Annotated in this window: 14 protein-coding genes; 8 read left to right on the top strand and 6 right to left on the bottom strand. The window is 65.3% G+C overall.

Translation table 11 applies throughout. The annotated features are described in order from the left end of the window. The 3 genes from L1965_RS15525 to L1965_RS15515 form a co-directional block, all read left to right on the top strand. Positions 1-121: universal stress protein (locus L1965_RS15525; RefSeq protein ID WP_235757351.1), on the top strand; the 121-nt coding region annotated here is incomplete at its 5' end. Between the two features lie 279 nt (positions 122-400). After that, positions 401-1,084, top strand: a complete 684-nt coding sequence (locus L1965_RS15520; protein WP_235757347.1) for a class I SAM-dependent methyltransferase — start codon at positions 401-403, stop codon at positions 1,082-1,084. After that, positions 1,081-1,704, top strand: a complete 624-nt coding sequence (locus L1965_RS15515; protein WP_235757346.1) for a methyltransferase domain-containing protein — start codon at positions 1,081-1,083, stop codon at positions 1,702-1,704. The genes L1965_RS15520 and L1965_RS15515 overlap by 4 nt, the downstream gene beginning before the upstream one ends. A gap of 70 nt (positions 1,705-1,774) precedes the next feature. Here the strand turns inward: L1965_RS15515 and L1965_RS15510 are convergent, their stop codons facing one another. Beyond that, positions 1,775-2,677, bottom strand: coding sequence for a VaFE repeat-containing surface-anchored protein (locus tag L1965_RS15510; protein WP_235757345.1), 903 nt, complete (start codon positions 2,675-2,677; stop codon positions 1,775-1,777). A 280-nt stretch (positions 2,678-2,957) separates the two neighbouring features. Between L1965_RS15510 and rsgA the strand changes: the two genes are divergently transcribed. Beyond that, positions 2,958-3,860 (top strand): ribosome small subunit-dependent GTPase A, encoded by a 903-nt coding sequence (gene rsgA / locus L1965_RS15505; RefSeq protein ID WP_235757344.1) that lies wholly within the window; start codon positions 2,958-2,960, stop codon positions 3,858-3,860. A 357-nt stretch (positions 3,861-4,217) separates the two neighbouring features. Here the strand turns inward: rsgA and L1965_RS15500 are convergent, their stop codons facing one another. Next, positions 4,218-5,036, bottom strand: coding sequence for a DUF6635 family protein (locus L1965_RS15500; protein ID WP_235757343.1), 819 nt, complete (start codon positions 5,034-5,036; stop codon positions 4,218-4,220). 492 nt (positions 5,037-5,528) lie between these two features. Here L1965_RS15500 and L1965_RS15495 point away from each other — a divergent pair, with 492 nt between their 5' ends. Genes L1965_RS15495 through L1965_RS15485 form a run of 3 tightly spaced genes read left to right on the top strand, consistent with a single transcriptional unit; the run spans position 5,529 to position 8,583 of the window. After that, complete coding sequence (locus L1965_RS15495) at positions 5,529-5,765, top strand: hypothetical protein (RefSeq protein WP_235757342.1); 237 nt, start codon at positions 5,529-5,531, stop codon at positions 5,763-5,765. Continuing rightward, positions 5,762-7,072 carry a malonyl-CoA decarboxylase gene (locus tag L1965_RS15490; protein ID WP_235757341.1) on the top strand — a complete coding sequence of 437 codons (1,311 nt, stop codon included), beginning with the start codon at positions 5,762-5,764 and terminating at the stop codon, positions 7,070-7,072. The genes L1965_RS15495 and L1965_RS15490 overlap by 4 nt, the downstream gene beginning before the upstream one ends. Next, entirely contained in the window at positions 7,069-8,583 is a 1,515-nt protein-coding gene (locus tag L1965_RS15485) for a malonate--CoA ligase (protein ID WP_235757340.1), read from the top strand. The genes L1965_RS15490 and L1965_RS15485 overlap by 4 nt, the downstream gene beginning before the upstream one ends. A gap of 25 nt (positions 8,584-8,608) precedes the next feature. Here the strand turns inward: L1965_RS15485 and aroQ are convergent, their stop codons facing one another. From aroQ to L1965_RS15465, 4 genes are all read right to left on the bottom strand, one after another. After that, positions 8,609-9,043: a type II 3-dehydroquinate dehydratase gene (gene aroQ, locus L1965_RS15480; RefSeq protein WP_235757339.1), complete on the bottom strand. Its 435-nt coding sequence runs from the start codon at positions 9,041-9,043 to the stop codon at positions 8,609-8,611. 78 nt (positions 9,044-9,121) lie between these two features. Then, positions 9,122-10,186: a quaternary amine ABC transporter ATP-binding protein gene (locus L1965_RS15475; RefSeq protein ID WP_235757338.1), complete on the bottom strand. Its 1,065-nt coding sequence runs from the start codon at positions 10,184-10,186 to the stop codon at positions 9,122-9,124. Continuing rightward, on the bottom strand, positions 10,179-11,063 hold the full coding sequence (locus L1965_RS15470) for an ABC transporter permease (protein WP_235757337.1): 885 nt from the start codon (positions 11,061-11,063) through the stop codon (positions 10,179-10,181). The genes L1965_RS15475 and L1965_RS15470 overlap by 8 nt, the downstream gene beginning before the upstream one ends. A gap of 77 nt (positions 11,064-11,140) precedes the next feature. Next, positions 11,141-12,136 carry an ABC transporter substrate-binding protein gene (locus L1965_RS15465; RefSeq protein ID WP_235757336.1) on the bottom strand — a complete coding sequence of 332 codons (996 nt, stop codon included), beginning with the start codon at positions 12,134-12,136 and terminating at the stop codon, positions 11,141-11,143. Between the two features lie 448 nt (positions 12,137-12,584). Here L1965_RS15465 and L1965_RS15460 point away from each other — a divergent pair, with 448 nt between their 5' ends. After that, entirely contained in the window at positions 12,585-13,787 is a 1,203-nt protein-coding gene (locus tag L1965_RS15460) for a CaiB/BaiF CoA transferase family protein (protein WP_235757335.1), read from the top strand. Positions 13,788-13,810: the final 23 nt, after the last annotated feature.

Genomic DNA, 13,810 nt, shown 5'->3' with positions numbered 1-13,810 from the left:
GGGCTTCGGCCTCTTGGTGATGGGCGCCTATGGCCACTCTCGTATCCGCAGCCTGATTATCGGTTCGACGACAACGGCGATGGTGCAATCCGTGAAGATCCCCGTGCTGCTCTATCGCTAGAGCCACGCGCGGCACCAGCGGCGCCGGGGCACCCTGGTGCCTGCATGTCGGATCGAAGGGCCGACAGAAGAAGAGAGGCGCATATGGAACACGCGCCTCGGGGACGACGAGACGCGTGTTCCCTTGGCCGATCAACCGGATCAGTCTGCCGCCTGCGACGATTCGGTCCGGCCTGGGGGATTGGACGCTCTGGGGCCCGACTTTCGCCACATGCTCGACAGCATGCAGGAATACGGAAACACTCGCGGCCAACCGCCAGGCGTCAGCATGAAGGACGGAATGAGCGAAACGATCAGACTTGCCGCCGCTTCCGGTTGCGCCTGCGTGGTCTGCGAACACGGCATCCTTGCGCCATTTGCCAGAATCGACGCCCGCGACTATCTGCGCTGTGGCGATTGTGCAGCCACGGTCCTGGATCAGCGGCTGCGGCTTTCACGCGCCGACGAACATGCCCACTATCTGCATCACGAGAACGACCCCCACGACCCGCGCTACCGGGCGTTCCTGTCCAGACTGGCCACCCCGCTGATGGCGCGGCTTGACGCGGGCGCGCGTGGGCTTGACTACGGCTGCGGACCCGGCCCGGCCCTTGCCGCCATGCTGTCCGAGGCGGGGCATCAGGTGGCGCTGTACGATCCCTTTTTCGCACCGGACAGTGGACCGCTCGCCGGGATCTACGATTTCGTCACCTGCACGGAGGCGGCCGAACATTTCCACGCGCCTGCCGCGGAATTCGCACGGCTGCGCGGTCTGGTTCGGCCGGGCGGCTGGCTGGCGCTCATGACCGCGTTCCAGACCGAGGACGAGCGCTTTGCGGGCTGGCGCTACCGCAAGGATCCGACCCATGTCGTCTTCTATCGCGAGCAGACGTTCCGGCATCTTGCCCGGGCCTGGGGCTGGGCATGCGAGGTCCCGGAGAAGGATATCGTCCTGATGCGACGCCCCGGCGAGGGGGCGGAATGACCAGCTGGCTGCACGAAGAAAGGCTGCAAACCGTCCATGCGCTTGTGCTTGCGACGGGCGCTTCGCGCGTGCTTGACCTTGGATGCGGCGACGGCGACCTGCTGGTGCGCCTCGCATGCGACGACCGGTTCGAGACGCTGCTGGGCGTGGACCTCTGCGCGTCCTCGCTTGACCGGCTCAGGCGCCGCCTCGACGGCGTCGCGATGCGGGCTGGCCGTGTCGAGCTGCGGCACGGCTCGATGACCGAGCCCGCCGCCGACATGACGGGTTTCGACTGTGCCGTTCTGATCGAGACCATCGAGCATGTGGACCCCTGCCGGCTGTCACGACTGGAGTGCGCCCTGTTCCGGGAAATGCGGCCCCTGACGGTCGTGATCACCACGCCGAATGCCGATTTCAATCCGCTGCTTGGCGTTCCGTCGCACCGGTTCCGCCATCCCGATCACCGCTTCGAATGGAGCCGCTGGCGATTTCGCAAATGGGCGCGTCGGGCGGCCGGCGATGCCGGCTACGAGGTCGAGTTCCGCGACATTGGCGGCAGCCATCCCGAACTGGGCGGGGCAAGCCAGCTGGGCGTATTCAGGCTGGCCGGGATCGTCTCAGGGACAGACACGGCATGAGCCGTGCGTTTCCCGCACGACTCATGCCACCATGTGTCGGGGGGCCTGATCGACCGCAGCGATCCCCGGCCTATTCCGCGTCGTCCATCTGGAACAAAGTGCCGATATCGACACGTTTCTCGTCAATGTCGAGATTTGGGTCCGAGGCGATCATCACCGGATTCGGCGCGTCCGGCAGGATCGTCAGCATGCCGTTCGGCTGCAACTCGACCCGCGACTGGTGGTAAAGCCCGATGCTGGGCACCAGTTGCAGCCCGTCCAGGCCCTCTGGCACCTCGAAGCTCATGTCCACGGTGCCGTTCTTGGTTTCGGGCACGTAATCGGGAATGGCTGAAAAGATGCCGGTGGACTGCCCGCTGGTCTTCAGCAACTCTCCCCACAGGGTATAGTGGTAACCCTCGACGAGGTTTTCGTAATCGACCGTCGCCACGATGGTGCCACCCTCGGCAGGCAGTGCCCGGTCGCCGTCTGCCGCGTCGGCGGCGCTGACGCTGACCCGCTGTACCGCATGCACCTGGATCACGCGGTCGTCGGTCCGATCCTCCGCCAGTCGGGCCAGGACGTTGGCGCTGGCCGCGCTGCCTTCGTCTACCTCGCCCTCATACAGGGTCAGATGGCTTGAATAGTCGATGTTGTAGCGGGTTCGATTCGCGGCCACCGGGATCGAGACGGCAATGGCGCCTTCGGCCGCGTCGGCGGTGAACCCGACGAAGACCGGGTCGCCCACAGGCTTGCCGGAAGCGGCTTCGACAAGCTGCGCGGCGATCGTGTAGGCTTGGCCGGCCGTGAGGCCACGATAGGCCACATCGTCACGCGCTGTGCCGCCGGTCCGGGTGAAGAAACGATTGTCGTCCAGGGCATCGACCAGCACCGCCGACAGCGAGGCCTCGCCGGTTGCAGTCTCGGCCTGGGCCATTCCGGCCAACACCAACGCCAACGTCAACACGCCTCCGCGCGGGAAGAGCTTGTCCATCTGAACCTCCATATGTCTCATTAGACTAACCCTGACGGACGAGGCGATCAACCGGATGTCGCCGCGACGCGTGACAGATTCCGGACCAGAACATGCAGGCGGTGCGGCAGGGGTTGCATTAACCCGTCGTCGCGCCCATGAGGCTGATGTGAGCCAGCCATCGGATCAGACAACTATTTCATTGGCCGCCCTTGGTTGGTCGGCATTCTTCGATGAGCAGCTGACCCCGGAAGAGACTGGTCTTGACCGGATGCGCGTCGCGACCGTTCATCGCTCGACAATGACGGCCCAATCCCGCAGGGGGCGGGTCAGGCTGACCTTGCCAGCCGAGGCGCGCACAACGGATCACGCCGTCGGGGACTGGGTCCTGGTCGAACCCGAAGCCCGGATGCTGGTCCGTCGGCTGGACCGCAGGACCCTGCTGCAACGGCGCACCGAAGGCGCTCGGGGACCGCAGCTGATCGCCGCCAACGTGGACACGCTTTTCATCGTCTCGTCCTGCAATGACGACCTGAACCCGGCGCGTCTGGAACGCTATCTGGCACTTGCCAACGAGGCGGGAACGACGCCGGTGATCGTGCTGACAAAGGCCGACCAGGTTGACGACGCCGAACCCTACCGACAGCGCGCGGCGGCGCTGCAGCGTGGGCTGGACGTCGTGACACTGAACGCCAAGTCGCCCGAGGCGGCGCTGACGCTGGCGCGCTGGTGCGCGCCCGGACAGACGATCGCGCTTGTCGGATCCTCCGGCGTGGGAAAGTCGTCGCTGTTGAACACACTTGCGGCGAAGACTCCGGATGAGGCGCAGCCGACCGGCAGCATCCGCGAGGCCGATGCCAAGGGTCGCCACACGACCACCTCACGCTCTCTGCACGCGATGGTTGCTGGCGGCTGGATCATCGACACGCCCGGGATGCGATCGCTTCAGGTAAGCGATATCGGCAGTGGATTGGACCTGCTGTTTGCCGAAGTCGCCGAGCTGGCGCCGGAATGCCGTTTCAGGGATTGCACCCACACGCATGAACCCGGCTGCGCGGTCCAGGCGGCCGTCGCCGCCGGAGCCCTTGACCCCGACCGGCTGGCCCGTTGGCGCAAGCTGTCCGACGAGAACCGGGCCAACACTCCGGTCCGCTCGGGTCCGCGTGGAAACAGGACGGTGAGCATTCCCGGCAAACGACGCTGACATCCGTGGTCGTGGGATCGGGCACGGCCGACGCTGCCCTGCCGTTTCGCTGGCCGGATCGTCGATGCCTCTCCAGACAAACCGCGCCATCTGATCGGCCGTGGGTCGAACTGACCGCAGGATCCGGCTTTCCAGACCCGGAACCCGCCTGCCTGGGCCAGGACGATGTGCCGGAACGCCGGTCAGCTGTATTGTCCGCGGCGATCCGCGTCCGCGCCGCGCGCTGCCGGCGCCCGCGCCAAGCGCGTTGCAGGAGGCGCTGTGACCGCAGATCGCCGGGAGGGCTGTCGCCTTCACCGGAACCGGGACGCTGGCGATCGTCTCGCAGCGCGCTGCAATATGCCGTCCTGGCGCCACCTAGCCACGCAGATTGCGCCACAGCGCCAGCGCCGCATCGGCCAGATCGCCGCCGCGCGCCAACAGGTGCTCACGTTCCAGCGTCGCAGAACCGCTTTGCCGATCCAGCCGCGCCAGCAGGCGCATCAGTCGTCGCCGGTGCACGCCGGTCCAGACCTGCACCGGGTCGGCCAGCAACCCGGCGAAGGCGGTGACCGTGGACGCCACCGCCGCCAGCGCCAGCCCCGTCAGCAGCACTTGCGCCGCGCCGGGTTCCGCGGGAAAGATCCCGTTCCACAGCCGTCCCAGCCCGCTGCCGAAGGCGAAATCCTGGATCGCGCGCTGTTGGGCCCGCATCTCTGCCACCGGACCGGCCAGCGAGATCACGCCGGGCGTTGTGGCGCCGAACAACACCAGCCCGGCGGCCAGCACAATCAGCGAGGTGGTGATTTCGGCGACCGCGTTGCGCGTCTCGGTATAATCTGCCACTGCACGTCGCAGATCTTCGGGCGGCAGTTCGGCCACCAGCCCCTGTGCCTGCATCGATTGAAGAAAAACCGTCAGGTCATCGCGCAGCAGTCGGGCGAGGTCCGAGGGCAGGAAAACCCGCCTCCCCGCCAGCCAGGCAGAAATCCGGCCCATCCCCGCCAGCCTGAACAGCCACGCCGCAAGCCGGGTGGCCAGAAAGACGGGCGACAGCGCGACATTCACCGGGGCACGCAGCAGATCCAGCCCCAGCGCCGCGCGATGCAGCCGCAACGTGCCCCGCGGTCCGAAACGCGCGCGCACGAACCCGTCCACGGCCCGACACCGCGCCGTTTCGCTTTGTGAGTGGGCCATGTCCCGGTTCTTGCCGCTGTCCTGTGTGGCGCAGGGATAGTCTTTCGCGCCCCCGGGGTCCAGCCGCGCTTGCACAAACGCAGGGCGATCGCGGTCGGCCCTGCGATGCCGCCCGTGATCGCCATGACGACGCAGGTTTTTGCGTGCGCCGCGCGACTGCTGCGAAACGACGGGAACTTGCAGGCCCATGAAAATGAAGCGGAATGTCAGCCCGCACAACGCGGGCGGCCGATGTGGGCGGATCACGGCATCGAGCTTCGCCACAGGGCCGCGGCCGCAATGGCGCGGCGGGGGCCCGGCCTTGCCCCGCGATCTGTCAGGGGCAGCTTCACTCGGGAAGCAGACGCCGGCCCTGACGCAGCGTTTCCGCTCGATCAGGCTGCCGCGATGCGGGTCACGCGGTCGCCGCGGCGCGCGCCCGTTCGCAGCCCGGGCGCGCTGGATCTGCGCCGAATGGCCCTGATGATGTGACCGCCCCCAGACGGCATAAATGTGCCAAGGTGGGTCTGCGATGATGCTGACGATCAAGACGGAAATCGGGCCGATCACTTCCGCTTCGGGCTGATCCTGCATGTCATCAACGGTCTTGCACCGCAGATCAGCCTGCGCGACATCTGGTACGGACGGTTGCCGTTTGTGGGCATGATGGTGCTGGGGATGATCCTGCTGGCCATCTTCCCGCAGATCGCGCTGTTCCTGCCAGAGTTGATCATGGGACCCGCCTTATGACCCTGACCGCGCAACTTTACGATCGGCTCAGCAGCCTCGTCGTCAATACCGGCTGGCGGCGCGGCAGAGACGCTGGCCCGTCGATCCCCAAGGACCTGATCCAGATCGCCCGGTCCTTGCCCGGCCTGCGATCCGAGACACGCGGCATGGCGGTCGCGGCCGATGTGCTTGACGCCTATGCCGTGCTGGACGATCGCGGAAAACGAACATTCTTCGAAGGAATGCGGGATGGTTTCGACCCCGAGCAGGAGGCGCTGGCACGGGCGGCGGAAACCTGGCTCAAGAGCCGCGACCCCGGCGATCTGGAAAGCCTGTCGCGGCTGGCCGAGCCGCCCCGCCAGGAATTGCTGCGCCGGCTGAACATGGCCCCGGGGGGAACCGCACGGCTGGTGGGGATGCGCGCCGATCTGCTGCGCCTGACCGGCGGCGACACGAGCTTCGGCCGGGTCGATGCGGATTTCCGGCATCTGCTGCGATCTTGGTTCAATCGCGGCTTCCTGGAACTGGTGCGGATCGACTGGCGCAGCCCCGCGCTGCTTCTGGAAAAACTGATCGAATACGAGGCGGTCCACGAAATTCGCGACTTTCGCGACCTCCAGCGCCGCGTGTTGCCGGTTGATCGGCGCTGTTACGCCTATATGCACCCCGCCATGCCCGACGATCCGCTGATCTTCGTCGAGGTTGCGCTGACCAAGGGCCTGCCTGATTCGATCCAGACCCTGATCGACGAGGCTCGCGGCCCTCTGTCCCCGGTCGAGGCTGACACGGCCGTGTTCTACTCGATCTCGAACTGCCAGACGGGGATGGCCGGGATCAGCTTCGGCAACCTGCTGATCAAGAACGTGGTCGCCGAGTTGTCGCGCGAGTTGCCAAACCTGACGACCTTTGTCACCCTGTCGCCGATCCCCGGCCTTCGGTCATGGCTCGAGGAGCGCGCGGCGGCGGGCGAGGCCCCGGTTCGCGCCCTTCTCGACGACCCGCAACCCGAGGCATTGGCGGCGCAGACCGCGCGTTACCTGTTGCTGGCCAAGGACGGCAGAGGCCGGCCGCGCGACCCGGTCGCGCGTTTTCATCTGGGCAATGGCGCAGAGGCGCACCGGGTCATCGCCGGGGCCGACCTGTCGCCGCGAGGCCGATCGCAAAGCCTTGGGATGATGGCCAATTATCTCTATGACCGGACCCGGATCGAGGCCCAGCACGACGACTTCACCGAGCGCGGGGTCATCGCCGCGCCCAGACGGCTGCAGGATGTCGCACGGCGGGCCGATGCCGAGGCCGGGGGCACCAGGACGGACGCACAGACATGACGAATACGCTTTTCGACGCCTTGATGGCTTCGCACCAGGGTGTGAGCCGCGATTTCCTCGTCCTGCCCGACGGCGCGCGCCTCAGCTATGACGACATCCATCTTCTGTCTGGCCGGCTGGCGAACCTGCTGGTGGCCGAAGGTGTCCGGCCAGGTGATCGCGTGGCCGCGCAGATCGAGAAATCGCCCGAAGCCCTCGCGCTGTATCTGGCGACGGTCCGTGCCGGCGGGGTCTTCCTGCCGCTGAACAGCGCCTACACCCCCGCCGAAATCGGCTATTTCATCGGCGATGCAGAGCCGGCGCTGATCGTGTGCGACCCGACGCGCGAGGCAGGGCGCGACGCATTCATGGCGGCCGGAAATGGCCGGTTGATGACGCTTGGCGCCGATGGCAGGGGCAGCCTGATGGACGCCGCCATCACCCATCCCGAACGGCACACACCCGTCCCACGCGCCGGGCGTGATCTGGCCGCCATCCTCTATACGTCGGGAACCACGGGCCGGTCCAAGGGCGCCATGCTGAGCCATGACAACCTGCTGTCCAACGCGCGCACCCTTGCCGAGGCCTGGCGCTTTACCAGCGACGACGTGCTGCTGCACGCCCTGCCGATCTTTCACACGCATGGGCTGTTCGTGGCCTCGAACGTGGTCATGCTGACCGGCGGCGCGATGATCTGGCTGCCGAAATTCGATGCCGACACGGTGATCGACGTCCTGCCGCAGGCGACCAGCATGATGGGCGTTCCGACCTTTTACACGCGCCTGCTGGACCGCGCCGACTTCACCCGTGACCTGGTCCGCAACATGCGGCTGTTCACCTCGGGCAGCGCGCCCCTGCTGGCCGAGACGCATCGCGCCTTCGAAGAGCGCACCGGACACCGCATCCTGGAGCGGTACGGGATGACCGAAACCAGCATGAACACCTCGAACCCCTATGAGGGAGAGCGGCGCGCGGGGACCGTGGGCTTTGCGCTGCCCGGCGTCGAGTTGAAGATCACCGGCGAGGATGGGGCCACGTTGCCGCAAGGCCAGATCGGCATGATCGAGGTGCGTGGCGGCAACGTCTTCCTGGGCTACTGGCGCATGCCGGAAAAGACCGCCGAGGAACTGGCCGCGGATGGCTGGTTCAAGACCGGCGATCTGGGCATGATCGACGACGACGGCTATGTGGTCATCGTCGGGCGCGGCAAGGACCTGATCATCTCGGGCGGGTTCAACATCTACCCCAAGGAAGTCGAATTGCTGATCGACGACATGCCGGGCGTTCTTGAAAGCGCCGTGATCGGCGTGCCGCATCCCGATTTCGGCGAGGGCGTGGTGGCCATCGTCGTGCCCGCCAGGGAGGCCGCCGCGCCCCAACCGCAGGCCATCATCGACGCGCTGTCAGACCGGCTGGCGCGCTTCAAGCAGCCCAGGAAGGTGCTTCTGGTCGATACGTTGCCGCGAAACACCATGGGCAAGGTCCAGAAGGCCGCGCTGCGCGCGCGCTATGAGGGGTTGTTCAAGGGCTGAGCACGCTTCGGAAAGCCGCGCCGGTTCAATCGCGGGTCAGGGACACGATGCGCCTGACACCGGCGGCGTAACCTTCCAGTCCCAGCCCCGCGATCACCCCATCGGCGCGCAACGAGACATAGGAATGGTGCCGAAACGCCTCGCGCCGGTGGACCTGGCTGATATGGACCTCGATCACCGGACCGTCGAAGGCGTTCAGGGCGTCAAGGATCGCGATCGAGCTGTGCGTCAGCGCGGCAGGGTTGATGACGATGCCGCAAGCCTCGTCGCGCGCCTCGTGGATCCAGTCCACGATCTGACCTTCCCAGTTCGATTGCAGCAGCCGGATCCGATGCCCGTCGCCCGCCGCGTCCCGGCAGAGCAACGCGACATCGTCCAGAGTCTCGTGGCCATAGATCTCTGGCTGGCGCTTTCCCAGAAGGTTCAGGTTCGGTCCGTTCAGGACAAAGATCGTCTTCATGCATCAACCTTGCGTCGGTGGCGCGGCGATCGCAGGGCCGCGTCACGGTTCGACAAGGCATAGAACGATCCGCCGGCGTCAGGCAACCTGCGCTTCGGGGTCAACCGCCTCGCGGTCGTCGGGTGCGATCATTTCGGCCACGCATTTCTTCAGCGTGATCATGCCGACATGGCTTCCGTCCTTGCCGGTGATATTGGCGCGGTTGATGTCCGCATCGGTCATCGCGCGCGCGGCCTCCTCGAGCAAGGCCGTCACAGGCAGGGTGACCGGGGTATCCGCACGCTCGCCCTTGCGCATCACCGTGCGCACGGTGATGACATGGCCGCGCTTCACGTCCTGCACGAAGCTGCTGATATAGTCATCCGCGGGTCGCAGCACGATCTGTTCACCCGTGCCCTGCTGGATGATCCGTCCGTCGCGAAGGATCGCGATCTTGTCGCCAAGCCGCAGCGCCTCGTCCAGATCGTGGGTGATGAAGACGATGGTCTTGCGCAATTCCTGTTGCAGGTCCAGCAAAACCGACTGCATGTCAGTGCGGATCAGCGGATCCAGCGCCGAGAACGCCTCGTCCATCAACAGGATCTCGGCGTCATTCGTCAGCGCGCGGGCCAGCCCGACGCGCTGCTGCATGCCGCCCGACAGCTGGTTGGGATAGCTTTCCTCGAACCCGTCCAGACCGACCCGGCTGATCCAGCGCCGCGCGCGCTCTTCTGCCTCGCGGGTCGACAAACCACTGACCCGCAGACCGTACGAGGTGTTTTCCAGCACCGTGCGATGCGGGAACAACGCGAATTTCTGAAAGACCATCGCGGTCTTGCGCCGGCGAAATTCGCGCAGCTCGGTCTGCGACATCTTCACGATGTCGCGGTCCTCGAAGAGGATCTCGCCAGAGGTCGGCTCGATCAGGCGGTTGATGTGCCGGATCAGGGTCGATTTGCCGGACCCGGAAAGACCCATCACCACCTGAATGCGGCCGGCGGGGATCGTCAGGGTGATATTGTCCAGGCCCAGCACGTGATTATGCTTTGCCTTCAGCTCGTCCTTGGTCATGCCGGCCTCGACATCCGCGACATGCGCCGCGCCGTTGGGACCGAAGATCTTGTAAAGCCGGTTGATCTGGATGTCGTGGACAGCCTCAGCCATGTTCGGCCTCCAGGTGTTTCTGCAGACGCTTGCCATAGGCCTGCGTCGCGCGGTCGAAAATGATGGCGATGGCGACGATCGCCAGCCCGTTCATCACGCCAAGGGTGAAATACTGGTTGTTGATGGCCTGCAGCACCGGCTGGCCCAACCCTCGCACACCGATCATCGAGGCGACGACGACCATCGCAAGGCTCATCATGATGGTCTGGTTCACCCCGGCCATGATCGTCGGCAGCGCCAGAGGCAGCTGCACGTCCTTCAGCTTCTGCCTGGGGTTCGACCCGAACGCCTCCGCGGCCTCGAGAACGTCGGCCGGGACCTGACGGATGCCGAGATTGGTCAGGCGGATGACCGGAGGCACGGCATAGATCACCACCGCGATCACGCCAGGCACCTTGCCAAGCCCGAAGATCATCACCACCGGGATCAGATACACAAAGCTGGGCATCGTCTGCATCATGTCGAGGATCGGCGTGATCAGCTGGTTCGCGCGGTCGGTCCGCGCCATCAGGATGCCGACCGGAATGCCGATCACCACCGCGATCAGCGTGCAGACCGCGACCATGGCGATGGTGCGCATGGTGTCTTCCCACATCCCGAAATAGCCGATCAGCAGCAGCGCGATGACGGTGCCGGCCACGATCTTCGCGCTTCGGCTAAGCGCCCAGACCAGACCCGAGATCGCAGCGAGCACGAGGATCCAGGGACTGTCGATCAACAGGTTCTCGATGAAGATCAGCAGCACCTGGATCGGGTGGAACATCTGTTCCAGGGTTTCGCCGTAGGCGCGGGTAAAGTCGCGAAACGCCGTATCCACGCCGATGCGCAGGTCGCGCAGGTCGCCGCGGCTCATGGCGGGGAAGTCAACAAGGTTCATCGTTCTTCTTCTTTGTCAGATCGCCGGACTTCGAACGAAAACGGGGCGCTTGATCCGCGCCCCGTCCCGTAAGCGGCCTACAGCGCGTCCTTGACCTTGGCGGCGACGTCCTCGGACAGCCACGCGCTCCAGACTTCGGGATGGTTCTCAAGGAAATACCAGGCGCCATCCTCGTTGGTGGCCTGATTGTCACCCATCCAGGCGAGCAGCCTGTTCACCGTCTCGTTCGACCAGGAACGCTTGCCGAGATAATCCATGGTCACGGCGTTGCCTTCCGCGAACTCCTTGGTCACGGCGGTGAACACGTCGGAACGCGGCCACTCGTTCAGCGTGGGTTCGGGGCAGTTGTTCACAACGGTGCAGCTATCCCATTCCTCGCGGTCGTGTTCGACACCCAGTTCCAGCCTGGTCATGTCGTATTTGCCCAGAATCGCGGTCGGTGCCCAGTAATAGCCCAGCCAGCCCTCGTCGCGGTTGAACGCCCGCGCGATCGAGCCGTCAAGCCCGGCGGCCGACCCGCTGTCGACCAGTTCGAAGCCCTTCTCCTCGCCATCGAGGGCGCGGAACTGATTGGCGGTGATGATCTGGCATGCCCAGCCAGATGGGCAGTTGAAGAATGCCCCCTTGCTGCTGTCCTCGGCGCCGGGGAACAGTTCGGGCCTGGCCATCGCGTCCTCGATGGACTTGATGCCGTGCTCCTCGGCCAGGCTTGTGGGCACCCAGAAGCCCTCGATCCCGCCATCGGTCAGGATTTCGGAGGCGACCACGATCCGGCCTTCGGCGATCGCGGCATCAAGCGCGATCTTGACGGCGTTGACCCACAATTCAGGGGCCAGATCGGGTTCGCCCTTTTCGTTCATCGATGTGAAGGTCGGCACCGTGTCGCCGGTGACCAGCGCCACATCGCAGCCATAGCCTTCTTCCAGAATGATCTTGTCAACCCAGGCGGCGAGGCCGGCCGAAGCCCAGTTCATCTCGGCGATGGTCACGCTTCCGCACTCTTCAGCCGCATGGGCGGCGGGCACAGCCACCATCAGCCCCAGAAGAGCCGTTGCCGGTTTCAGAAATCTCATGCGTCGTCCTTTCGTTTCAAGTCGGGTCGCACGGGTCACGGGCCCACGACGGGCCGCCCAACGCGACCACAAGAAGATCAAGTCTGGCAGGACCATAGCCGACTGTTCCCCGAATGTCACACAGCGGCGACAGATAATACACAAATATCTGTAAATAAACGATTTTCATGTCCAGCATATCGGGTATTCGCGACAACTCGCGCGACCGGATCGCTGGCTGGATCAACCGAGAGGCGAAGTGAGCCGCGCCCGCCCCACGTGCCCGGCGATGACGCGATTGACGCCTCCCCTCGGGTTGACCTACCAATCCGTCATTCATCGGCAAACCGTCACTGTGGGGGTCAAGACGCGATGGCCAGCCTCATCCCTAGCTTTCCCGACGGCGCGACCATCAGCGGGGCCGATCCGATTCTGCCGGCCGCCAGCATCGAAAACCTGGGAATCGCCAATGCCTGAGCCCGTGAAGGGGCCGCTCGACGGCTTGCGGATCATCGACCTGACCCGCGTGTTGTCGGGGCCTTTCTGCACCATGATCCTTGGCGATCTGGGTGCCGATGTCGTCAAGATCGAGCCCCCGAAGGGCGATCCGGTGCGCGCACAGGGCACGATGACCGACGGATATTCGGGCTATTTCGCGGGGTTCAACCGCAACAAGCGTTCGGTCGTGCTGGACCTTTATTGCGATCAGGGCAAGGCGGTCCTGCGCCGGCTGCTGTCCGACGCCGATGTGCTGGTCGAGAATTTCCGTCCCGGCACGCTGGCAAAGCTTGGCCTGACAAGCGCCGCGCTGAAAGACCTGAACCCGCGGCTCATCGTGGCCAGCGTGAACGGCTATGGCAGCAGCGGGCCCTATGCGGATCGACCAGCCTTCGACTTCATCGCGCAGGCAATGAGTGGCTTCATGGGTGTGAACGGCGATTCGGACGGCCCGCCGATGCGCGCCGCGCCTCCGGTCAGCGATCTTGTGGCCGGCATCTATGCTGCGGTCGGCGTGCTAGCGGCGGTGATCGGGCGCGAAAGAACAGGCACGGGGCAAGCTGTCGAGGTCGCGATGGTCAACGGGCTGGTCAGCCTGATGGCCTATCTTTCATCGGAATACTTCGCCACGGACCGCGTGCCCCAGCGCACCGGCAACGATCACCCGCTGGTCTATCCCTACGGGCTGTTTCGCTGCTCCGACGGGCAGATCGCGGTTGCGAATTCCCACGACCAGATCCTGACGCGGTTTCTGGAAACGCTGGATCTGGGCTGGGTCATGTCGGATCCGCGCTATGACAGCAATCCCAAGCGGATGGCCGCCCGCGAAGAACTGCGCGAACTGATCGACAGCCGCATGGCGGGAAAAAGCCGCGATCACTGGCTGTCGCTGCTGAATGCGGCGGGCGTGCCCTGCGGCGTGGTGCAGGATCTGCACCAGGTGTTCTCGGACCCGCAGATCGCGGCGCAGCAGATGGTGATCCGCACCCCCGTCCAGGACGGACCGGCGTTGCGGGTGCTGGGCTTTCCCATCAAGCTGGCAGAGACGCCATGCGCCGTCCACCGGCCGGTGCCCCGCCTTGGCGGGGCGACGGTCGAGGTGTTGGCCGAGGCAGGGTTCAGCCCCGACCAGATCCGCAGCCTCTCGGAAGACGGCGTGATCGGGCTGGCCTGAAACCTGGCGAACCGGGCCTTTTG

Source organism: Paracoccus salsus (assembly GCF_021556615.1).
GTDB lineage: Bacteria > Pseudomonadota > Alphaproteobacteria > Rhodobacterales > Rhodobacteraceae > Paracoccus > Paracoccus salsus.
This window is presented reverse-complemented; position numbering and strand designations above follow the sequence as displayed.